A 23378-nucleotide genomic window follows, 5' to 3' on the forward strand; every position below is an offset into this window, starting at 1 on the left:
GGAAAAAGGGATCGGCATCAGCGGGTCCCTTTCGTTCTCGGATCCGACGATTCCCACGACACTTGCGTGGGGATACAATCGCGGAACGGGAGCGGCTCCAGGGGGGTGGCCGCTCGGGGAATCATCCGGGGTGTCTTCATGGGGGAAGCGGATCACCGCTGTTCGGCGTCGCCTGAAAAGGCGACTGCCACGTGACTGACAGGAGTCTGACGGCCGCAGGGTGCGCGGTCGGCATCGCCGTCACTGCGCTCGTGCTGTGGAGCCCGATCGTCTCATTCGGCTACAGGAATCCGTCGCTGCATCTGGTGCTCGACACCGTCGACGCCTGCGTCGCCCTCCTCGTGGCGTACCTGGTCTACGGGAGGTACAGCCGCGCGGGGCGGCTGCAGGATCTGCTCCTGTGCGTGGGGCTCGTTCTCCTCGCGGTGGCCGGCCTCGGGCTGACCGCGGTGGCGGGCGCGCTCCTCACCGAGCCCACCGGCCGGTTCGAGGTGTGGCTGCCGATCGGCGTCCGCGTGCTCGGCGGGCTGCTGATCGTCGCGGCGGCGCTCGTCCGTGACAGGTCTGCCCGACAGCTGGTGCCCCACCGACCGGCGACGACTGTGTTCGGCGCGGTCGCCTTCGCGGTCGTGCTGTGCGCGCTCGCCCTGTGGTCGGTGCGGCTGGAGCTGCCGCTCGCGCTCGACCCCGCGTACATCCCGACGTCCACCGACCCGCCGTTCGCCGGAGCGCACCCGCTTCTGATCGCGGGCCAGGGCGTCGCGGCGGCATCCTTCTTCATCGCGTCCGCGTCCTTCACCGTTCAGGCGACCGAGCGGGACGACGAGCTGCTCCGGTGGCTCGGTCCGGCCTGCGCCCTCGGCGGGTTCGCGCGACTCAACTACGCGCTGTTCCCTTCGCTCTACACCGACTGGCTCTACACGGGCGACTTCCTGCGCACAGGGTGCTACCTGCTGCTGCTCATCGGCGCGATGCGCGAGATGAAGTCCTACTGGACCGCTCAGGCGCGGGCCGCCGTGCTCGACGATCGTCGTCGCCTCGCACGCGAGCTGCACGACGGCGTCGTACAGGAGCTCGGCTACATCCGCGCCGAGAGCCATGCGCTGCCGACGGGCTCGCCGAACGCGCTCCGCATCATCGCAGCGTGCGACAGAGGGCTCGACGAGGCGCGCTCGGCGGTCAACGCGCTGGGCCGCACCGTCGAGGAGGAGCCCTTCGGCTTCACGCTCCACCGCGCGGTGCGCGAGCTCTCCGAGCGCTATCGGGTCAACCTCGAGGTCGATGTCGACGACTCCATCACGGCCGATTCCGACCAGCGTCATGCGCTCATGCGGATCGCTCGCGAGGCGGTGTCGAACGCCGTCCGCCACGGCAAGGCCGAGCGGATCTGGGTGAGGCTGAGTCGCGACGGCGGCGCGCGGCGGCTGACGGTCGAGGACGACGGGACCGGGTTCGACGTCGACGCGACGATCGCGGCCGGCTCGGGCTACGGCCTCATCAGCATGCGCGACCGGGCCCAGGGGCTGCCCGGCGTGCTGAGCATGGAATCGCATCGGGGCAAGGGGAGCGTGGTGACGGTCGCATGGTAGGGGAACGTCCGATCGAGGTGGTGCTGGCCGACGATCACGCGCGCGTCCGCGCCCAGGTGCGCGCCGCGCTCGAGGCCGGCGGCTGCGTCGTCGCCGCAGAGGGCGCCAGCGCCGAGGAGGCGGTCGAACTCGCCCTCGCACACCGGCCCGACGTGGTGCTGCTCGACATCCACATGCCCGGCAACGGGATCACCGCCGCCCAGCAGATCAGCCGTCAGCTCCCGGATGCCGCGATCGTCATGCTGACCCAGTCCGCCGACGACGATGACCTCTTCGACTCGCTCCGGGCCGGGGCATCCGGCTATCTGCTCAAGAGTGCCGACCCCGCGTCGCTTCCCGACGCCCTTCGCGGTGTGCTCGCGGGCGAGGCGGCCATGCCGGCCGCTCTGGTGACGCGCATCCTGAACGAGTTCCGTCGGCCCACACGACGCCCGTTCGCGCGTTCGTCGGCGGTTTCGAAGCTGAGTCCACGCGAGAGGGAGGTCATGGAGCTGCTCGCGCAGGGGCTGTCGACCGAGGAGGCCGGCAAGCAGCTGTACCTGTCGCCGACGACGATCCGCGTCCACGTCTCGACGGTGCTGCGCAAGCTGCAGGTGAAGGATCGCGCCAGTGCGTTCAGGCTGCTGAACGAGGGATAGCGCCGACTTCCGCGAGCTGGATGAGGGATGCCCCGAGCTCGGCGGCCTCTGCGAGCGAGTACTCGCGCGTGCCGACGATCACGTACGGTCCGTCGGCCTCGTCGGTTCGCGGGTCGACCGACATGCACAGCCGGGCGATCACGTCGTCGGCCAGGACGAGCGGCTCGCTGACGTGGAGCCAGTCGTCCTCGCCCGCGGCGGCGCCGTGACGGGTGCGGCACCACGCCGGGCAGGTGCGTTCCCCGACCGAGGCGGCCCGGTCGACGTCCATCTCGTCCGGAGTCATGAGTGCTCCTTGTCGGGTCGCCGTGAGCCACGAGGGCGGGGCTCCTCGTCCCCAAGCGAGGAGCCCCGCAGACCTCCTCCGTTCCCACGAGGAGGAGGTCCGGTCTTCGGTCCGCGCGTCAGCGCAAACCGATGTTGACGTAGTACGTCTGCCCGTCGTCGAGCTTCAGACCGATGCGCCAGTAGTTGCCGCCTCCGTTGCCCGTCTTCCAGTTGTAGATGTACTGCTGCGCGGTGGCGTCGTAGCGGTACGCGGTGCCGCTGTCCGCCGTCGCCGGGTAGCTCGTCTCGTCCACGGGTGCCGACGTCGCACTGCCCTTGACCGGCGTCAGCCAGACCGGTGCGGCCGCCGACTGCACGACCTTGCCGGCGGCGTCCTTGAGCTGGAGCTTCACGGGCACGGTGCTGCCGGCCTTGAAGATGCTCGTCGAAACGCCGACCTGGTGGGCCGTGTCGTTGATCGGCTGCAGGAACCCGTCGAACCGGTAGGTCACCGTGTACGTGCCAGTGAGGATCGTCTGGTTGCCTGCGTTGTCGGTGGCGGTCGCGGTGTAGGAGAACGTGCCCACGCCGTTCGCGGTGCCGCCGGTGACCGAGACCACGCACGACGCGAGGCCGGAGACGTTGTCGGTAGCCGTGCAGGTGGCCGCGGGCGCGGATCCGAGCACGTAGATCCCGCCGGCCACGTTCACGCCTGCTGCTGTGAGCGTCGGCTTCTCCTGATCGATCCGGATGCCTCCCAGCAGGGCCGAGGCCGTGTTTCCGGCCTTGTCCGTCACTGCTCCTGCCGCCGTGTTCAGGCCGTTGGAGGTGAGGACCTGGGGATCAGGGCAGGTCGCCACACCTGACAGTGCATCGGCGCAGGTGAAGGTCACGGTGACCGGGCCGGTGTACCAGCCGTTGGCGCCGAGCTGTCCTGCCGTGATCGCGGTGGTGATCGTCGGCGCTGTCTTGTCGAGCTTCACCGTCACGCTGTCGGTGCCGACGTTGCCGGCGGTATCGGTGGCGGTTCCGGTGACGACCTGGCCGGCGGTCTCCTCGGATACGAGGACGGGTTCGCTGACGACGCTCACCCCCGAGCCCGCGTCTTCGTCCTTCGCGGTGAAGGAGACGGTCACGTCAGCCTTGTTCCACTCGTCGGCGTTCGGCGCCGGCGAGAGGGTGTGCTTCACGGTCGGGGCGATGTTGTCCCACTTGAGCGACACGGTGTTGGGCGACTCGGCGTTTCCGGCGTGGTCGACCGCGTAGTAGCTGACGGTCCCGCTGCCGGTTCCCGTCAGGGGGACCGTGGCCGTCGCGCTCGCACCCGCCGCGCGCTGCGGCGCACCTCCGTTCACCGCGTACCAGATCTCCTTGACCCCGGAGAGACCGGCCTGGTCGGTGGCGGTCAGGACGACACCTGCGGTGGCGCCCGTGCACCAGCCGTTGACCTTCGTGCACGTGTTGTCACTGAGGGTCGTCGGGGCGGTGCCGTCGATGTTGATGCCTTCGACGGTGATGCCTGCAGCCTCGTTGCCCGCCTCGTCCCCGGCGCTGCCGCTGATGGCGCTCTTGTTCGCGCCGTCGCCCGAGAGGACCTTGCTCGTGGGGCACTGCGCCACGCCCGACAGGTTGTCGGTGCAGGTGAAGTCGACGGTCACCGCGGAGTTGTACCAGCCGGCGTCGTTGGGCGCGGAGGAAGGCGTGCCCTTGATCTCGGGCGCGGTGCGGTCGATCTTCACACCGGTGACCGAGGCGGGATCGCTCGTGTTGCCTGCCTTGTCGTCGATGGTGACCGGCCCCGCTCCGAGGTCGTCGCCTTCGCCGGTGATGATGCTGTCGTCGGGCTGCGATGCCGGGTCGATTCCCGAGAGTGCGTCGTCGCCCTGCCACTGCACCGTCACGTCGTCCCGGTACCACCCAGCGCCGTTCGCCGTCGGCAGCACGCCCGTCAGCGTCGGCTTCGCCTTGTCGATGTTCACCGGCCCGACGGTGGTGCCGTTCAGGTTCCCGGCCTTGTCCAGTGCCTCTCCATGAGCGGTCTGGCCGGCTCCCTGGTTCGTGAGGAGCACGTCGTCGGAGCAGCCCGCGATGCCGGACTCGGCGTCGGAGCAGGTGAACTCCACCGTCACGTCGTCGTTGTTCCAGCCGAAGGCGTTGGCCGCAGGGATCGCCTGACCGGTGATGGTCGGGAGCACCGTGTCCACGTTGACCGTGAGGCTCTGCACCGCCTCGATGTTGCCGGCGATGTCGACGCTCCAGTACGTCACCTCGTGCGTGCCCGTCGACAGGTTCTCGGTGAATTCCTCGCCGTAGAGCTGCGGGTCACCGCCGTCGATCGTGTAGTACGTCGCCGCCACTCCGGAGTGCGTGTCGGAGGCGTCGAAGGCGAACGGGATGCCGCTCGTCACGAACCAGCCGGTCGCCGGCGAGATCGGGTTGATCACCGTCGTCGTCGGCGCGGTGGTGTCGACCTTCACCTCGATCGACGGGCCGGCCTGCTCGACGTTGCCGGCGGTGTCCTTGCTCCAGTAGGTGATGGTGTGCACGCCGTCCGCTGTGATCGAGAACGCGCCGGAGTACTCCTGCGCTGCGCCGCCGTCGACGGTGTAGAAGCTGGATGCCACGCCCGAGAGGTTGTCGTTGCCGGTGAGGGTCACCTCCACCGCCGCACTGTGCCAGCCGTCGTCACCCGCATCGGCGAGGGAAGCGGTCGTGACCGGGGCGGTGCGGTCGATCCGGATGCCGGACGCGGTCTCAGTGGCGGTGTTGCCCGCGACATCGATGCAGCTCGCGGTGTCGGACAGGTTAGCACCCTCGCCATCGACCACCCTCGTGCCCGGCGCGTCCGCGACGCCCGATCCGCCTTCGTCGGTGCACGTCCACGCCACGGTGACGTCGCCGGCGCTCCATGCCGTGGAGTACTCGGCGGTGAGCACGGGAGGCGTCGTATCGACGTTGATGCCGGTCACGGTGGTCGAGGCGCTGTTGCCCGCGGCATCCGTCGCCGTCCCCGACGCGGTCTGACCCGCACCGTCGCTCAGCACAGCGGCCGGCGAGAGGCTCGCGATCCCCGACAGGGCGTCTTCCGCCGAGAAGCTGACGGTGACGTCCTCGTTGTACCAGCCGGCGTCGTTCTTCGTTCCTCCGACGGTCGCGGCGATGGTGGGGGCGGTCTTGTCGACGCGGACCGTGGCGGTGTCATTCGCGGCGTTGCCCGCATTGTCGGTCGCGGTGCCCATCACGTTCTGCTCGCCCTCATCCGCGACGATCACATCGGCGGTGCAGTCGGCAAGGCCCGAACCGCCCTGGTCCTCGCACGTGAACGAAACAGTGACGGCGGTGTTGATCCAGCCGGCGCCGGTATAGGTGTCGGGGTCGAAGACGTGGCCGATAGTGGGCGCCGTCTTGTCGATGTTGACCGTCGCGGTGTGGAAGTCCTCCTCATTGCCCGCGGCGTCCACGCTGCGGTAGGTGATCGTGTGCGCGCCCTCGGTGCTGAGCGAGAACGTCGTGCCCTGCTGCACGGCGCCGCCGTCGACGGTGTACTCGGTCCGGGCGACGCCCGAGAGGTTGTCGCCGGGCGAGAGGACGACCGTGACGGCCCCGTTGACCCAGCTGTTCGAAGCGCCGGAGATGCCTGTGGTCGGCGCGGTCCGGTCGATGTTCACCGCCGGGCTCGTAGCGGTCGTCGACAGTCCGGCGCCGTTGGTGACGGACTGCGTGCTCGTCAGAGCCGTGCCCTCGCCGGTGATCGTCGTGTCGGAGGGCTGGTTCGGGATGCCCGACTCCGGGTCGCTCGCGGTCCAGTCGATGACGACGTCGCCGTTGTACCAGCCGGCGCTGTTGGGCTGCGTGGTCGCCAGACCGGTGAGCACCGGCCCGGTGACGTCACCGGCAGGTGACGTCGCGGAGGCCGTCGCCGTGTTGCCGGCGGCGTCGGTCGCGGTGCCTGTGACGGTGGTGTTCGGCCCGACGGTCCGCGAGTTGGTGGTCAAGCCCTCGGCCAGGCAGGAGGCGACGCCCGACGTCGTGTCGGAGCAGATGAAGGTGATGGTCGTCGTGCCGTCGACGTTCTCCACCTGCGATGCGGTGATGGTGGGGGCCGTCTTGTCCACGCGGACCGTGACCGCGCCGTTCCCGACGTTGCCGAGGCGGTCGGTCGCGGTCGAGGTGGGGGTCGAGATCCCGTTGCCTGAAACGGTTGCCGAAGCGGGAGACGGGCCGGTTGCGACGCCTGACCCGTTCAGGCCGTCAGAGGCCGCCCAGGTGACCGTCGCGTTCGCGTTGTTCCAGCCGGCAGCGTTCGGCGCAGGCGAAACCGTTGCCGTGAGCGTCGGCCCGGTGTTGTCCACCACGTAGGAGGCGTCGAGCGTCCGCGTCTGGCCGGTGCATTGGTTCTGCGGGTTGACCCCCGGGGAGGCGGCCACCGTGACCGTGCGCACGCCCTCGATTGCTCCCGCGGCCAAGGACGAGAACATCCACTGCGACTTGTCGCTCGGCGAGCGATCGCCCGCGGTGAGTGCGCCGGTGACATCGACACACCTGGTGTCGGATGACGTGCTCACAGCCAGGGACAGTGTCGCACTGCTCTTGGCGTACAGCGTTCCGCCTACGACCGCGAAGACGCCGGTCTGACCGGCGAAGACCGCGGTGGTCACGCTCGCTGCGAACGCGGCCGGCGCGCCGAGCCCGGCGATCACGAGGGCCAGCACGGCCGCGATCACCGCCCAGAGGGTCCGGCGCTTCCGCGGCGGCGATGCTGACGCGTCGTTGCGGGCCGCGAGCAGGCGTGACGAATCCATGGCGTGTCCTTCGGATGGAGCGCCGGCGGGAGCGCGATTTCGGGTACTCCCCGAACATATGAGCCGTGTATGGGTGTGACTACGCCCGGAGCGTTCAAATACCTGAACGCAGAGGCAACGGCGCGTTCAGATCCATAAACGCCGCCGTGTCGGGCGTCAGTGCGCCCAGGCATCCTCGATCGCGACATCCCGTCCGAGCACCTGCTGCGCCGCACGGTGCCCCGAGAGCATGGCGGCCGAGACCGTCGCGGGGTCGTCGGTCCACGTCGCCTCGCCGGCGAGGTGCAGCACGCCGCCGATCGGTGTGGCGAGGTCGTCGTGGTCCGAGGTCGTCGAGCCGACGGTCATGTAGGCGTAGGAGCCGTAGGACCAGGGGTCGTCCTGCCAGTCGGTCACGTGAACGACGGTGGGCTCGTCGACGCGCTCGCCGTAGAGCCGTCGCAGCTGAGCGAGGATCGAGTCGACGATCTCCTCCTCGGTCCAGTCCCGCGTCTCCACCGCCGCGGGACCGGCGGCGAACGTGAGCAGCGTCGGGGTGCCGTGCAGCGCGGTCAGGTCGTACCACGAGTGCCACCAGCGGCCCTCGTCCCCCTGCTGCCGGATCGCGTACACGCCGTCGTCCCAGAACTTCGTCGGGAAGCGCAGGAACACCTTCTCGAACGCGTTCATCCGCAGTCTTCCGAGAGCTCCCGCGACCGGCTCGGGGAGGGCGGGCTCGATCTCGAGGTCGCCGGACTGCAGCACGCCGACCGGCACGGTCACGATCGCGCTGTCCGCCGCGAACAGCCCGTGGTCGGTCGTGACGAGGACGCCCTCCGCTGACCACTGCACCCGCGACACCACGTGGATGAGCCGGATGTCGAGGCCCTCGGCCAGCCGCCGCGGCAGCCGGTCGTAGCCGTCGGGGAAGACCACCTCGTCGCCGTCGATGACATCGTCGTCGAGGCCGTGCGCGGCGAGGTCCTCGATCCATGCGCCGTACTGCTCCTCGGTGCGGTGCTCGAGGTATTCGCGGACGCGCTGCGTGCGCTCGGCGTCCCAGCCCTGCGCGTCGAGCGCGGCCTCGGTGACGTCGCGATACGACGCATCGGGAGCGGATGCCGCGACCACATCGATCAGCGCCCGGTCGACGGTGTGGATGTCGGCGATGTACGCCCGGGTCGCGGCATCCGTCAATCGCACGCCGTCGGGCCCGTAGTAGGCGATCGGGCGACTGTCTGGCTGATACCCGCCGACGGTGAACTCGACCATGGGCATGCCGAAGGCCTCCGCCGCCGCGGCGACGGGGGAGCCGGTGATCCCGTGGATCCACGACGCGCCCATGTCGGTCGTGAGCCCGTACCGGCGATCGGTCGAGATGCGCCCGCCCACCCGGTCGCGGGCCTCGAGCACGACGACGCGGCGCCCGGCCCTCGCGAGCAGCCGTGCCGCGGTCAGTCCGGCGGCGCCTGCGCCGACCACGATCGTGTCGAAGTGCTCCATCGTCGATCCCACCCCTTCGCGCACCGACGCGCGCTCCCGACGCTATCGAGCGGGCGACCGGGTCGCGAATCCGCGTTCACGCCGAGCCGACGGCGCCCTCGGCGTGCGTGAGGAGCAGGCGGCACCGGTGCGCCGTGACGAAGGGCTCGAGACGCTCCATCGCGAGCGGTCCGTCGGTGTGCAGCAGCACGTCCTGCACCAGCCGGGCGTGCACGCCGCAGACGAGCGCGCGGTCCTCGTCGATCATGTCGTGGTAGCGGCAGGGCGCGAGGTCGAACGACAGGGTCCGCTCGTCGACGGCCGGGTCGAGACCGGCGTCGTCGAGGTGCTCGTACAGCACGTCGAGCTGGCGGGCGGCGTCGGCGTCGAGCACCGGAGGCTCGGCGCCGGTCACGGCGCGCAGCATCCGTCCCCGCTTCTCGGCCCCCACGACACGTGCGCTCGCCGCGGCGCTCGGGGCCGATTCGCGTACCGGATGGAACACGACGGGCGGGCGACCGCGCACGCCGACCTGCAGGGCCTCGCTGCGGATCAGGCCCTCGTCCTCGAGCACCCGCAGGTGGTCGCGGACGGTGTTGAGCGGGATGCCGCACTCCGACGCCAGCTCGCCGGCGCGGCGTCCGGGCACCCGCTGGACGGCGCGCAGCAGCTGGAGGCGGCGCGGCTGGGTCAGCCCACGGAAGTCGTGTGCGCGGCGTGGCATCCCTCGACCGTAGCCGGGCAGCCTCCCACGGTGCTGGGGAGAGCGCCGGATAAAACCGGTGGAACGCCCAGCGCTCCCGCGGCGGGCAGACGAGGCTCGAAGGCGTTGCGACCGGAGCGAGAAAGGGAACGCATGAAGCTCTCACCGGAGTCAGAAGCCGTCGTCCGAGCCACCGCGGGTGTCGTCGCCGCGCACGCCGAGGAGATCACCAAGGTCTTCTACCCGGCGATGTTCGCCGCCCACCCCGAGCTGCTGCGGGTGTTCAACCGCGCCAATCAGGCGGTGGGGGAGCAGCCGAAGGCGCTCGCCGCGTCCGTCGTGGCGTTCGCCGTGCACCTCATCGACCCCGATGCCCCCGACTTCACGCCGGTGATGCGCCGGATCGCCCACAAGCACGTGTCGCTCGGCATCCAGGCCCGCCAGTACACGATCGTCGGACACCACCTGCTCGACGCGGTCGGAACCGTGCTCGGCGACGCCGTCACCCCCGAGGTGCGTGCCGCGTGGGACGAGGTGTACTGGCTCTTCGGGTGCTCGCTCATCGCCGAGGAGGCCAAGCTGTACGCCCTCGGCGGCACCGACCCGGAGCAGCCGTGGCGGCCGCACCGGGTGGTCGAGCGGTTCGAGGAGTCCGACGAGGTGTTCTCGCTCCTGCTCGCGCCGGTCGACGGCGAGGTGCCGTCGCATCGCACCGGGCAGTATGTCGCGATCGCCGTCGACCTCCCCGACGGGTCGCGCCAGCCCCGCCAGTACACGATCTCTTCCGGCCCTCGCGGCGACTCGCTGCGCGTGACGATCAAGCGCGTCCGCGGGGTGGACGGCGCGCCCGACGGTCAGGTGTCGACGTGGCTGCACGAGAACGCGCAGCCGGGCACCGTGCTGGACGTCTCGCAGCCGGCGGGGGATGTGGTGCTCGACGAGTCCGAGCGGCCGCTCGTGCTCGTCTCGGCGGGCATCGGCATCACTCCGATCGCCGCGATTCTCGAGGACCTGTCGCGGCGCCAGCCTCACCGCACGGTGCGGCTCTTCCACGCCGACCGCGCCCACGACACCCACGCCCTGTACTCGTCGCTGCGGCGCCAGGTCGTGGCGATGGAGGACGCGAAGGCGCAGAACTGGTACGAGACCGATGCCGAGCGCGCACCCACGCTCCACCCGGCGCGTCCGGGGTACATGGACCTCAGCGACGTCGAGCTGCCGGAGGGCGCGACGGTCTTCATGTGCGGACCGCTGCCCTTCATGCGCGCTGCGCGCGCCACCCTCGTCGGGCGCGGGATCCCCGGCGAGCGGATCCACTACGAGGTGTTCGGCCCCGACCTATGGGCGCAGAATCCGGAGGCCGCGGCCGCCTGAACCGTGCGGCGCCCCGGTGTCGGGGTCGTGCGCCGCGCACGGAATCGGCGGTTCTGGCTGACACGCCGGGGAACGGATGCCGCGCCCCGGCGTGTCGCGCACGACCTCCGATCCTGTGCACTGGCGCGGGTGCCGGCGCGTGCCAATATGCTGTGGTCACGGGGCGACGAGGCTCCGAGATCGCAGGGTTCTGGGGAAGGGGCGCCGGCGTGACGCTCATCGGGCGCGAGCGGGACCTCGCGCTGGTCAGAGGTCATCTCGCCGACCCGGGGGCGCGGATCGTCACGATCCACGGACCGGCCGGGTCGGGCACGAGTGCGGTCTTGGACGCCGCGGCGACCTCGGCCGCCGCGTGGTCGGTCGACCTCGCCGACGCCGAACGCGAGGCGCCGATCTGGGTGACGGTGGCGCGGCGGCTGGGCATCGGCCTGGACGGCGGCGAGGACGCCGAGGCGCGGATCACCGAGGTCGTCGCCCGGAGGCCGATCGCCCTCGCCATCGACCACGCCGACGCCGAGTCGCTCCGTGCGGGGCTTCCGAGGCTCCTCGACCGGTGCCCGACGCTCGCCGTTGTCGTCGCTTCCCGTGCTCCGCTCGGGCTGCCCGAAGAGCGCCACGTGAGGCTCCAGCCGCTCCCCGTCCCGCTGCCGGGCGCCGATCTCGAGACGGTCGCGGAGTCGCCGAGCGTGCGACTGTTCGTCCAGCGCGCGCAGGAGGTCGACGCGCACTTCCACCTCGATCCCGGCACCGCAGACGATGTCGCCCGGGTCTGCCGCCTGGTCGGCGGTCTGCCGCTGGCGATCGAGCTCGCGGCGGCTCGCGTGCGACTGCTTCCGCCCGCCGAGCTCGCGGCACGCCTCGCCGCGGACGGGAGCGATCCCGACCTGCTCACGTCGGGTCTGGGGGACGGGACGGGGCGACGGCTCAGCCTCCGCGACGCGCTGGACTCCACGACCGCCGCGCTGACGGGCGGTCAGCGCGCGCTGCTGGTGTGCGCCGCCGGGTTCGAGGGCACGTTCCCTGTCGACGCCCTCGTGTCGCTCGACGGCCGCCCGCTCGGTGAGGTGCTCGACGATCTCGGTGCGCTCGTGGACAGCCGTCTGGTCGAGCCGATCGCCGTCGGAGAGCAGGAGCCGGCGTTCGACCTGCTCCCCATCGTGCGCACGTACGTGCGTGGGGCGGAATGGGCCGACAGCGGACGGGCGGGCGACCTGCGTCGCGCCTATGTCTGCAGGACCGCGGATGCCGCAGCCCGGGCGGCCGCGGACTGCCGGCCGTCGATCGACATCGAGCGGATCCGCGTGCTTCGGCGGGACGTCGTCTCGGTGCTCGACGACCTGGCCGCCGACCCCGTGACGGCGGCGCGCCTCGCTGTGGACGCCGCCGGCGTGCTCGAGGGACTCCCGGAGCGGGCCGCTGTGGAGGCCGTGCTCGGGCGGGTCATCGCGACCGGCGCCGTCGACGGGCTCGAGCCGGCGCTCGCCGCGCGGGTGTGGCTGTGGTCGTCGGCGCTGATGGCCGAGACGCCGGACGCGCAGGGGAGCGCGGCCGAGATCGGCGCGCGGTGGCAGCGCTCGCGCGACCTCGCGGACGAGCTGGGCGATTCCCTGCTCGTCCTCCTCTGCCACTCCGTCGCGGTGGCCATCCACCCGGCCACCGGCGACGTCGCCCGCTTCGTCTCGTCGATCCAGCAGGGCCGCGCCCTCGCGGCGTCGATCGGCCACGCCGCATGGCTCGCGCGCTTCGAGGTGTGGTCGGCCGTGCTGATGCAGACGAGCGGGCGCCTCGACGACGCGATCGACCTCGCCCTGACGGCCCTGCGGCGCGCGACCCGCGTCGCCGACGCCAAGGCCGTCGCCGCCGCGACGGTGCTGCTTCGGACCGCACGCCCCGAGCCCGCCGACCATCCGCTCGCCGTGCCGTCGCTGGAGTCCGCCCTCGAGCTCGGACGCACGTCGGGCGATGCCTACATCGAGTCGATGATCCTGGCGGCGCTCGCCGGGCGCGAGCTGGATGCCGGCAGGATCCCGGAGGCTGCTCACTGGTGCCGCCTCCGGCTCGAGGACACCGCACGGCGCGGCTGGACGAGCGCGGCCGGCCTCTCGGTGGTGCACGCGGCGCTCATCGCCGCGCGGTCGGGCGATGCGGCCTTCGCGGCGCGCCTGCTGGGGGCGGTGGCCGCCGACGAGGAGCGCATCGTCCGGCTCCTGCCGCCGCGGCGACGCGAGGCGTACGAGGCGCTGGCCCCGCACCTGCGGGCGCACCTCGGCGGCGAGCGTTACGCGGCGCTGGTGGCAGCCGGCAGCGTCGAGTCCGCGGCCGGGGGCGCAGCGCTCGCGCTCGCGTGGCTCCAGCGCGATGTGCCGTCGCCGGCGTCCCCGCAGGCGTCGTCCGGCAGCCTCACGCCGCGCGAGCTCGAGGTGCTCGCGCTCCTCGCGAACGGGCTCACCAATCGCGAGATCGCCGACGAGCTGCTCCTGTCGGTCAAGACGGTCATGCATCACTCGGTCGCGATCTACCGGAAGCTCGATGTCCGCGGCCGTGCCGAGGCGACCGCGTACGCGCATCGCCACGGGCTGGTGACCGCGCGGTAGCCCCCCGCGGCAGTCGTCGTCAGGGCTTCGGGGGCTTCGGGGTCTTCACCTTCGTGTCCTTCTTGAGGGTGAACTCGAAGGAGTCCGCGGTGTAGTTGCCGGCGGCATCCGTCACCATCAGGTCGAACGTGTGCGTGCCCTGCGCCAGCGGGGGAGCCGTCCAGGATCCCGAGGCGGCGTCGGCGCAGTCGACGGGCTCGCCGTCGAGGCGGCAGGCGTAGCCGGTGATCGGCGCATCGGGACCGAACGGGGTGGTGCTGAACCGGACGGCGTTCTTCGCCTTGTCCCAGGCGAACGAGTCGATCGTCGGGGGACCGCTGAGGAGGCGGAACGACACGGTGAACGGGGTGTCGTCGGAGTGCTCGTCGCCGGGGATCCGCGCCGTCACCTCGTACCGGCCGGTCTCGAGCCCGTCGGGGTCGAACTCGGGGAACGAGATCGCCGAAAGGCGTCCGTCGGCGTCCAGCAGGCTCGCGACGGTTCCGCAGCGCTCGACGGGGCTCGCCGGTATCTCCGTGTACAGCAGGCTGACGCACAGGTCGCCCGTGTAGTCGCCCCACTCCTCACGTCCGCCCATGACGTACGGCACGAGCTCGGGAACGGTGTCGACCGACATGGCGAGCGGGTCGATCTCGTTCGCGACGGCGGCGCGGAAGCGGTCGCCGGACGCCGGGACGAGGTCGATCGTGAGCGGCATCATGGTGCGGGCGCCGGTGACCTGCTGCACGACGACGGGGATGGTGGTCGTCCCCAGATCGTCGAGTCCGGCGGTCACCCGGAGGTCGAGCACCCATTCGCCGTTCGCGGTGTCGTAGCCCGTCGACAGGGTCACGGCGCCGTCGAGGAACTGCACGATCGACTTCGGCGTGTCGTCGGCGGGATCGACGACCCCGAACGACGTGGGCGTCCCGCCGGTGCCGGGAACGATCCGCGCGAGCTCGTAGTTCGGGTTCGCCGTGACCTGCACGGGGACCTCGACGGACGAGTGGACGGGGTCGAACACGACCAAGCCGGGCTGGTCCGGACCGGGAGCGGTGCGGGGCGCCGTGAGCACCGGACGCGCCGGGTCGTCGATCGCGAAGGACTGCGTGGTGGCGGTGCCGAACCGGTCGGTGATCGTCACCTCGACGCCCTGGGTGAGGTCCGCATCGCCGGCGAGCGTGTGCGAGAGCGCGGCCTTCAGCTCGGGGAAGAGGTCCGTCCTCACGCTGGAGCAGCTCATCGGGTCGATCGTGTGGCAGGTGAGGTCCACGCGCGAGTGCTCGCCCGGTTCACCGGTGACCGAGCCGGGCCACGTGACGTCGATGGTGAAGTCGTTCGATGGCACCGCCGCCCCGAGCTGCGCCGAGACACGGACGCCGGATGTGCCGTCGTCGTGGAACGTGAGCTCCGCGATCTCGGTCTGCGGCGGGACGATGCGGAAGTCGACCGAGCCCCACGCGTCGGGCACGGTGCCGTCCGCCGGATCGGTGTCGTGCGCGCGGACGGCGGCACGGTAGTCGCCCACCTCCGTCGGCTTGAACCTGGTGTCGTAGCTGGTGACCTCGGGGACGACGTCGATCCACGCGCCGGTGATCGGATCGACCCGCTTGACGGTCCACGTGTAGCTGTACCCGGTCTCGTGGAGACCGTCGAACGTGCCGTCGGCCGCGACGGGGTTCGGGCGCAGGATCACGGTCCGGCCCGGCGTGAGCGGCCCGACCGCGCTCGGCCGGACGCCGCCGACGCTCGGCACGTCCGGTGCGACGAGCGCGACCGAGACCGAGCGGCCCTCGCGGTCGATGTAGTGGATCGTCGATGCCCGCTGGGCCACGAGCATGCCGTCGCCGTCCAGGCGGGACACGCTGAAGCCACCGTCGGGGGCTGCCGCTCCTTCGGCGGGCGGCACACGGCTGGCCGTCGTCTCGCGCCCGGCGTTGTCGGTGTACCGGAACTCCAGGGCCGGCTTCTCACCGTCGCCCTCGTCGACGATCATCCAGTCGCGGCTGAAGCGGACGGTGGTGTCGCTGTCGCCCATCGGCACCGTGATGGAGTCTTCGACGCGCGGGGTGGTGGTGCCGTCCATGACGAGGAAGCGGTAGTCCTGCTCGGTCGTCTCGTTGGGGGTCCACAGCGCATCGACGTCGGGGATGAAGGCGCCGTCGATCGTGTTCGACGTCTTGACGAGGATGAGATCGAGGATCCTCGCCACCGCTGGGTCGTCGCGGTACGCCGGCTGGTTCTCGGCTGTCATGCCCTCGCGCAGCTCGAGTCCGGCGTAGTCGTCGCGCAGATCGTCGAGGAAGAAGGGGTCCGTGGCGTCCTTGGCGTTCTTCAGGCGCTCGGCGAGCTTGATGCCGACCTGCTCGTGCTCGGCGAGCTGGATCGACGCCACCACGGTGACGACGATCGCGAGGATGACGATCCCCACGACGGTCGCCGCCGCGCCGGCCGCCGTGGCGGGGACGAGCGCGCCTCCCCATGCGGCGTGCGGGAACACGCCTGCGAACACGGTCCCCAGAGCGGTCCCGGCTCCGGCGGTGCCGGCCGCCAAGGCCGCGCTGCCCGCAGCGGCGGCGGCCGCGGCAGCGGCCCCTCCCGCGATCGCGGCGCCCGCCAGTGCGCCATACGCCCGCTGCACGTCGGCGATCTCGTCGGCGTAGCCCGACGTCGAAAGCCGGTCCAGCCCGAGCTCCGCGGCGTTGCGGTACATCCCCCACGCCTGGAAGGCATCGGCCGACGGCTGCGGCGGGGCGAACACGAAGGCGCTCTCGAGCACCGTGTGCCTGCGCGCACACCAGTCGACGACCTCCTTGGGCAGCGGCACGGGATTCGTGATGAACGCGGGCGCCGCCGGCGGCGTGTACCCGCACTCCAAGGCCTTGAACGCCGCGTGCTCCTCGACGGCGTACTGGGCGATCTTGCGGTCGGTGCCGAGCAGCTGGCGGTTGACGTAGTCGAGGGTCGTCTGCTCGTTGGCCGTGAGCTCGACGCCGTAGAGCGAGCGATCGAGGATGTCGAGGATCCGCATCATGACGTAGGCGCGGAGCTGGTCGCCGGCCAGGCGCTGCACGCGGCCGTCGGCCGGGATGTCGTACATGGCGGTGATGACGTCGACGCCCTCACCGATGATCCATCCGAGCGCCTCCGCCGCGCCGCCTTCGTCGCCGAGGGTGTAGCCCGATACCGAGCCGCCGACGTTCAGGTCGCCCGCGAACGGGTCGCCGGTGCCCTGCGTGCCGATGCAGATGGAGCCCGAGCCGCTGTCGATGCACTGCGACCGCACGGTCGACTGGTCGCCGATGGTCGTGAGCGAGCCGTTCGAGCTGATGACGAGCTCCAGCGACCCTTCCGCGACGATCGGGACGGTGAACGACGTGATCGGGTCGTCTGGCTCTGTCGTGTCGGCCGCGGCCGGCGAGGCCGCGAGAGGGGCGAAGAGCGCGGCGACGGTGATCGCGACGATCAGGCGGGTGGTTCGCAGCTTCATCGCAGCTCTCCTCTGCACGCAGAATGCTCGTACTGTGTGCACCCAACCGCGAAGGACCTGGTGCCGCATCGGGCAAATGCCCTATCTTGCGTGCCGCGGGGGCGGCGGAGCGCGGGCGCGCACAGCGTCGGAGGTTCTCGCCGACACGCGCGGAACGGATGCCCCCACGCGGCGTGTCGGCGAAGACCTCCGATCTTGTGGATGGGCCGGCAACCGGCGCTCGGCTAGCGTGCTCGTCCGGTGCTGACAACCCCCTCGCCGCGCGCCTGCGATCCGCTCAGGCTGGAGTCGATGCAGAGGAGGTCTGCCATGAACAGGAATGCAGACGACATGGGTGCCGTCGACCCCGGCATGCGTGACGCCGAACGCAGCATCGACGCCGTGGGCGAGGGCGAGTACGACACGTCGCGCAGTGAGGTGACGACCGCCACGACCGATCACGACGAGATCCGCCGGTGGGCGGAGGACCGTCATGCGACGCCGGCGACGGTAGGTGACACCGGCGACGCCATCGGCGACCTGCGGTTCGACTTCGATTTCGGGCCGGAGCTCGTAGAGCTGCGGCCGGTGAGCTGGGAGGAGTGGCTCAGGGCGTTCGACGAGCGCGGGCTCGAATTCGTCCACCACGCGGACACCCGGCCTGACGGATCGGTGTCGTACGACTTCTTCCTGGAGCCGCGCCGCACCGGCGTCTGAAACGGCCTGGCGCAGCCGGCTGACCTCGCCGGCTGCGCCAGACTGAGGTGAGACCTCACCCGAGCCGCGCCGGTCAGGGCGCGGCATCCGTCCCCGCATCGCGGCGCGCCCGGGCGACCACGATGCCGCGCTGCGACGTCTCGAACCGGTCGAGCATCGCCTGCAGCTCGGCGGCGTCGACGTCGGCGCCGAACGCCTCCGCCCCGGGCTCGAGCTTGATGCCCTCGCGCAGCGGACCGGCGAGCACCGGGTCGAATCCGAGGGCGTCGACGATCCGCATCACCGCGCCCACGGCGGCGGCGTCGTCACCCGCCACGGCGATCGCCTTGCGCCCGGGGGCGCCCGCGGGCCTGGCCTCTTCGTCGAGGTCGCGGTAGCCCATGTGGTTGAAGGCCTTCACGACGCGCGACTGCGGGAGGAACCGCTGCACCGTCTCGCTCGTCGTCGTGCGCAGGTCGGCGAGGTCCGAGCGCAGCCCGTCGACCTCCCACCAGTAGTTCATGGCGTCGATCACGAGCCTGCCGCGCAGCTCCTCGACGGGAAGCTCCCGGTAGCGGGGGAGCGGCAGCGCGAGCACGACGGCGTCGGCGTCGCGGGCGACGACGGATGCCTCGGCCGCGGTCGCCCCCGGAGCCACGGCCTCGATCGGCACGGCGATGCGGCCGGGGTCTCCCGAGCCGGCGACGAGGACGCGGTATCCGGCCTCGCGGGCGAGCCGCGCGAGCACCCGGCCGACCCGCCCCGCGCCGATGATGCCGAGCGTCCGGATCTGCTCGAGGTCCGCCGGCGTGCCGTCCTGGTCGCTGCGTTCCGCCATCCGCTCAGGCTAACCGCCGGACGGATGCCGCGCCCCGCCGACGCGGCACGCGCACGAGCACGGGGGCGCGTGACTCAGACGAAGGGGCGCGAGACGTCGATGATGCGCCGGACGCACAACTCGACGGCGGCGCCGGTGGCGATGCCGGTGCGGTGCGACGGGTGCGGGGTGCCGAGCGCCCGCTGGTAGGCGGTGAGCGCTTCGTTCGCCTCGCGGAAACGGCGGGGCGCGGCCTCGTCGCCCAGGGGCGTGGCGGTGAGCGCGGCGGCGGAGCGGATGGCCTGGGCGAGCTCGGCGCGCACCTCGTCGGTGACGGCGGCGTCGTCGGAGGCCTGCAGCTCCAGCAGCAGGTCGATGAGGTCGCGGGTGAGGAACGCCGTCCGGTCGAGCGCCGCCATGCGCAGCGCGTTCTGCTCCCGTTCGTCGCCGTGGCCTCGGCGGCGCGGGTTGGCGCGGGCGCTCTCGTCGGCCTCGTCGACCTCCACCGTGACGGCCGCGCGCGCCTCGTCGAGCGACTCGAGCGCGGACGTGAAGCGGTCGGGCTCGATGCGGTCCTCGGCGACGGCATCGGCGGCATCCGTGAGCAGGCCGGTGACCGTGTCGCGGAACGCGGACAGCCGCTCGCCCGCCTGCCGGAGGTACAGCGGCGGCACCACGATGAGGTTGACCGCGATGCCGACGATGACACCGAACGCCACCGTGCCGAGGTACGAGATGGAGAAGCCCTCGGGGTCGGAGCCGCCGGTCAGCAGCACGAAGAGCGCCGCGAGCGCCGCCCAGTCTCCGCCGGCGCCCAGGAGCCGGAGACCGCCCAGCAGCACGCCGACGCCGATGACGACGCCGAGCACCAGGCCGCCCGGCAGCCCCAGCCGCAGCCCCGCGACTCCGCACATGCCGAGACCGATGCCGACCGTCAGGCCGAGGAGCACCTGCATGCCGACCGCAGCCGACCGGGCGATCGTCGGGTGCATGGTGACGAGCGCCCCCAGTGGCGCGTAGTAGGTGTACTGGTCCTCGGCGAACGGGATCAGCGGGGCGAGGTACCACGCGATCACCGCCGCGAGCGATGTCTTGATCGCCAGCAGCAGGCGCGGCTGCTGAGCAAGTCGCGCGGTGTACGACACGGCCCGCCTCAGCGGTTCGGCGCGTTCGTCCATGACGACGTCCCTCCCATCGGTCGCTGGCCCCAACCTAGTCTCCGCGCCACAGGGTGCAGGAGGTGGGATGCTGGAACCCGCTCATCTCGATCGCGGAGGATCCCCATGCAGCAGCGCGCACTCGCCCGCACCGGACGCTCGGTGTCGGCGATCGGTCTCGGCACCTGGCAGCTCGGCGCCGACTGGGGCGATGTCAGCGAGGAGGACGCGACGGCCGTGCTCGTGGCATCCGCGGATCACGGCGTCACGCTCTTCGACACCGCCGACGTCTACGGCGACGGGCGGAGCGAGTCGATCATCGGGCGCTTCCTCGCCGGGCGGGGCGACCACGGCATCACCGTCGCGACCAAGATGGGCAGGCGGGCGGCGCAGGAGCCCGAGAACTACACGCCCGAGAACTTCCGCGCGTGGACCGACCGGTCGCGCCGCAACCTCGGCGTCGACACGCTCGACCTGGTGCAGCTGCACTGCCCGCCCACCGCGGTGATCGAGAGCGACACGACGTACGACGCCCTCGACGCGCTCGTCGCGGACGGCGCGATCGCGGCGTACGGCGTGTCGGTCGAGACGTGCGCGCAGGCGCTCGCCGCGATCGCCCGCCCGAACGTGACGAACGTGCAGATCATCTTCAACCCGTTCCGGCTGAAGCCGCTCGATGAGGTGCTGCCCGCGGCGCAGGCAGCCGGCGTCGCGATCTTCGCGCGCGTGCCCCTCGCGTCGGGCCTGCTGTCGGGCAAGTACACCGCCCAGACGACGTTCGCCGCCGACGATCACCGCACCTACAACCGGCACGGCGAGGCGTTCGATCGCGGCGAGACGTTCTCGGGCGTCGACTTCGAGACCGGCGTCGCGGCCGCCGACGAGCTGGCCGCCGCTCTTCCGGACGGCGTGTCGCTTCCCGCGGCGACGCTCGCGTGGATCGCCGCCCAGGACGGCGTGACGAGCGTCATCCCCGGCGCGCGCAACGTGGAGCAGGCCGAGGCGAACGCCGCCGCCGGTGCGCTCCTCGACGAGGGCTTCGACGTCGCCGCGTTCGACCGGGTCGTCCGCGACGTCTACGACCGGGATCTGCGGGCGTCCATCCACCCGCTCTGGTGAGCACGCGCGACACGCGGATGCCTCGGCCCGGCGTGATCCGCCGGGCCGAGGCATCCGTCATCCGGCCTTACGGCGCGGGGTAGTCCACGACGTACTGCGGCACGCCGATCTTGGTCGTGTCGGCCTGACCGCCGATGCCGTTCACGACGTGCTGGATCGTGCCGGCAGAGAGGTTCACCGTCATGATGTGGTGCAGTTGCACGCCCGGCGTCTCGGGCGCTTCGAACCCGTTCTCGGTGAGGATCGACGGGTTGTTCTGGTTGAACACGTACACGCCGGCGCCGTCGAGGCGGTGGGTCGTGACGTCGTCGGCGACCTTGTAGCCGGGGTAGCCGAGCGTGCCGTCGGGCTGCGTCCAGTCCGCCTGGGTGGGCGGGTCGTACGGCAGCTCGTTCTGGTACAGGACCACGTGGCCGTCCTCGCCGTTCCACTGCGTGTTGAACTGCTGGAAGTGCTCCACGAAGAGGCCGGTCGCCGTCACGCGGTCGCCCTCGACGATGACGCCGTTCGTGCCGGTGTTGGTGTTCCACCGGTCGGTGTCGCCGTTCACGCCTTCGGTGAAGCCCTCGATGCCGTGATCGCCGCGCCACACCCAGGTGTGGTCGATGAGCACGTCGTCGGAGTGGACCTCGAGCGCGGTCGTGACCTTGCCGATGTGCGGTCCGCCGACGCGGAAGTACACGTCGCTGAGGGTGATCGGGTTCGCCGCGTCGAGCACCTTGTCGCTGTCGGGCTCGCCGACGCGCAGCAGCGCGGGCGAGAGCTCGGTGCCCGCGTCGATCGTGACGCCGGCGATCACGATGCCGTCGGCATCCTTGACCTGCATCGGGACCGCGCCGCCCACGGCGGTGAGGGTCGCGTGCCCGAGGCCGAGCACGACGGTGCCCGCGCGCTTGACCTCGATCGTGCGGTCGATGTCGTAGACGCCGGGCGTGAGGATCAGGTGCTGTCCGCGGGCGAGCGCGTTGTTGATGTCCTTGACCGAGTCCGCGGGCGTCGCGATGAAGAAGTCCGTGATCGGGATGCTGCGCCCCGCGGTCTCGCCGTCGGCCCAGGTGATCCCGCGCGTGTCCTCGGCGGCAGCCGGCACCCGCACGTTGTAGCGGCCGTCGTCGTCGACGTAGAGGTACGGCTTCTCGCGGCTGAGCGGCGTCTCGTCGAGGGTCGTGTACGGCGGGTCCGGGAAGGTCGCGTCGTCGGGGGCGCCGACGACGCCCGAGAAGACCTGGTTCCACACGCCGTTCGACCAGCCGGCGACCTCGCTGTTGCGGATCAGCCACTGCTGCTGCGACCCGTTGATCACGAACGGCAGCCGCGAGTCGGCGATGAAGCCGCCGCTGGCGTACTGGGGGCCGGCGGTGCAGTAGTCCATGAGCGAGAGGTTCGCGCCCGAGATGTCGAGCCGTCGCATCGAGACCGCCTGCGACACCGCCCAGAACTCCGCGCTCGCGCGGCATCCGTCCTGCCCGGTCTTGTCGATGTCGATCGACAGGTTCGAGATGGTGCGCCAGAAGTTCACGAGGGCGAGGCAGTTGCTCGTGCCGCCGTTCTCGAGGCACCGGTTGTACACCTCGACGGCGCCGTGGATGGTGACGTCCTCGGGTGAGGCGCCGAGGCCCGCGATCTCGGTGTAGTAGCCGACCTTCGCCTGCAGCGGCTCGGCGGCCGAGCCGTACTGGCCGGGCAGGAAGAACACCGACCGGCGCTCCGAACCCATCTCGGCGTCGACCTGCTGCGCGTGCAGCGCATCGAGCTCGGTCTGGATCTGCGAGACGGGGGTGTCGGGGCTGTAGATCGTGACGTTCGGCCCGAAGTCGGGGTCGAACGGGTCGACCGTCCGCGGTGGCGCGGCGGTGGCGGGGGCGGCGAACAGCGCGCCGGCGACGAGGGCCGCGCCGGTGGCGACGGCCAGGAGGCGCGCCGTGCGGGCAGGGCGCCCGGAGCGCGCCGGAGCGACACCGAGGCGGGGAACAGGTGCGGGCATGGGGAACCTCTCCGTCGAGGGTGGGAAGCGATGTTGCTTACCGGACTGTAACCAATCGTGGGAGCGTTCTCAAGGATTGTTTTCGGACAGCGCTTGCTCGCTCAGAAGTCGCGTCGCATCACGAGACGGCGCTTGGTGGGGTGCGTGATCTCGCGGAATCCGGCCGCGAGGAACGGCCCGACGGCGCCGACGCTCATCTCGTCCCAGATGACCTTCTTGCCCTGTGCGAGAAGCGGATAGCCCTCGACGGCCGCGGCTCCGCGAGCGCGTGCGTGCTCGGCGGCGGCCGCGACGAGCGGGTAGGTGAGGCCCTGGCCGCGATGGCCCTTGCGGACCACCAGGCACGGGATCGCCCAGACGGAGTCGTCGTCGGGGTCTTCGGTGCGTCCCTGCCAGGGGACGGGTGATCCGCGCACCCGTCCGTACACCCCGCGGCGGTCGACCGCCGCCCACGCGACGGGCTCGGCGTCGTCGTAACCGACGATGCCGATGGTCTCGGTGGCGCGCGGATCGCCGCAGTGCGTCTCGGCCTCGAGGATCGCGGCCCGCTCGCTCTCGGGCATGTACCACCAGTCGTGGTCGCCGAGTCGCTGCCGCTGGCATTGGCAGCGTCCGGCGGCGCCGGTGAGGATCGCCTGAAGGTCGTCCCACGACGCCTCGTTCGCGGGGACGAAGCGGAGTGCGCTCATGGCGGGAGCGTAGACCCGCCCTCCGACGTGCGCGACGGAA

At 71.3% G+C, this 23378-nt stretch carries 15 protein-coding genes; 6 read left to right on the plus strand and 9 right to left on the minus strand.

All coding sequences use genetic code 11. From position 1 onward, the window contains the following. The first annotated feature begins 191 nt into the window (after positions 1–191). Complete coding sequence (locus ACFRAL_RS04640; RefSeq protein WP_378880323.1) at positions 192–1589, plus strand: sensor histidine kinase; 1398 nt, start codon at positions 192–194, stop codon at positions 1587–1589. Further along, positions 1583–2227 (plus strand): response regulator, encoded by a 645-nt coding sequence (locus ACFRAL_RS04645; protein ID WP_378880326.1) that lies wholly within the window; start codon positions 1583–1585, stop codon positions 2225–2227. Before ACFRAL_RS04640 ends, ACFRAL_RS04645 begins: the two co-directional genes overlap by 7 nt. On the opposite strand, the gene ACFRAL_RS04650 is transcribed toward ACFRAL_RS04645, so the two are convergent. From ACFRAL_RS04650 to ACFRAL_RS04665, 4 genes are all read right to left on the minus strand, one after another. Further along, the gene (locus ACFRAL_RS04650; RefSeq protein WP_336397722.1) at positions 2205–2513 is read right to left on the minus strand and encodes a DUF6907 domain-containing protein; all 309 of its coding nucleotides are present in this window, start codon (positions 2511–2513) and stop codon (positions 2205–2207) included. The genes ACFRAL_RS04645 and ACFRAL_RS04650 overlap by 23 nt on opposite strands. A 118-nt stretch (positions 2514–2631) precedes the next feature. Continuing rightward, positions 2632–7296 (minus strand): OmpL47-type beta-barrel domain-containing protein, encoded by a 4665-nt coding sequence (locus ACFRAL_RS04655; protein WP_378880331.1) that lies wholly within the window; start codon positions 7294–7296, stop codon positions 2632–2634. Positions 7297–7452: 156 nt separating this feature from the next. Then, complete coding sequence (locus ACFRAL_RS04660; RefSeq protein ID WP_378880334.1) at positions 7453–8778, minus strand: flavin monoamine oxidase family protein; 1326 nt, start codon at positions 8776–8778, stop codon at positions 7453–7455. Positions 8779–8854: 76 nt separating this feature from the next. Beyond that, a complete protein-coding gene (locus ACFRAL_RS04665; RefSeq protein WP_378880337.1) occupies positions 8855–9481 on the minus strand; it encodes a helix-turn-helix domain-containing protein in 627 nt (208 codons plus the stop codon). Positions 9482–9613: 132 nt separating this feature from the next. On the opposite strand from ACFRAL_RS04665, the gene ACFRAL_RS04670 reads away from it, so the two are divergent. Next, complete coding sequence (locus ACFRAL_RS04670) at positions 9614–10834, plus strand: globin domain-containing protein (RefSeq protein WP_378880340.1); 1221 nt, start codon at positions 9614–9616, stop codon at positions 10832–10834. Positions 10835–11043: 209 nt separating this feature from the next. Further along, a complete protein-coding gene (locus tag ACFRAL_RS04675; protein WP_378880343.1) occupies positions 11044–13428 on the plus strand; it encodes a LuxR C-terminal-related transcriptional regulator in 2385 nt (794 codons plus the stop codon). Positions 13429–13447: 19 nt separating this feature from the next. Here ACFRAL_RS04675 and ACFRAL_RS04680 read toward each other — a convergent pair whose 3' ends face one another. After that, a complete protein-coding gene (locus ACFRAL_RS04680; RefSeq protein ID WP_378880346.1) occupies positions 13448–16897 on the minus strand; it encodes a hypothetical protein in 3450 nt (1149 codons plus the stop codon). A 309-nt stretch (positions 16898–17206) separates the two neighbouring features. Here ACFRAL_RS04680 and ACFRAL_RS04685 point away from each other — a divergent pair, with 309 nt between their 5' ends. Next, complete coding sequence (locus ACFRAL_RS04685; RefSeq protein WP_378880349.1) at positions 17207–17593, plus strand: hypothetical protein; 387 nt, start codon at positions 17207–17209, stop codon at positions 17591–17593. Positions 17594–17666: 73 nt separating this feature from the next. Here ACFRAL_RS04685 and ACFRAL_RS04690 read toward each other — a convergent pair whose 3' ends face one another. Further along, positions 17667–18410 (minus strand): NADPH-dependent F420 reductase, encoded by a 744-nt coding sequence (locus tag ACFRAL_RS04690; RefSeq protein ID WP_378880352.1) that lies wholly within the window; start codon positions 18408–18410, stop codon positions 17667–17669. A 74-nt stretch (positions 18411–18484) separates the two neighbouring features. After that, on the minus strand, positions 18485–19567 hold the full coding sequence (locus ACFRAL_RS04695) for an FUSC family protein (protein WP_378880355.1): 1083 nt from the start codon (positions 19565–19567) through the stop codon (positions 18485–18487). A 105-nt stretch (positions 19568–19672) separates the two neighbouring features. Here ACFRAL_RS04695 and ACFRAL_RS04700 point away from each other — a divergent pair, with 105 nt between their 5' ends. After that, positions 19673–20665 carry an aldo/keto reductase gene (locus ACFRAL_RS04700; protein ID WP_378880358.1) on the plus strand — a complete coding sequence of 331 codons (993 nt, stop codon included), beginning with the start codon at positions 19673–19675 and terminating at the stop codon, positions 20663–20665. Positions 20666–20732: 67 nt separating this feature from the next. Here ACFRAL_RS04700 and ACFRAL_RS04705 read toward each other — a convergent pair whose 3' ends face one another. Beyond that, positions 20733–22649 (minus strand): adenylyl cyclase, encoded by a 1917-nt coding sequence (locus ACFRAL_RS04705; protein ID WP_378880361.1) that lies wholly within the window; start codon positions 22647–22649, stop codon positions 20733–20735. A gap of 101 nt (positions 22650–22750) precedes the next feature. Then, positions 22751–23338: a GNAT family N-acetyltransferase gene (locus ACFRAL_RS04710; RefSeq protein WP_336397735.1), complete on the minus strand. Its 588-nt coding sequence runs from the start codon at positions 23336–23338 to the stop codon at positions 22751–22753. Between the last annotated feature and the right edge of the window lie 40 nt (positions 23339–23378).

This window comes from Microbacterium sp. NPDC056736 (assembly GCF_042790415.1).
GTDB lineage: Bacteria > Actinomycetota > Actinomycetes > Actinomycetales > Microbacteriaceae > Microbacterium.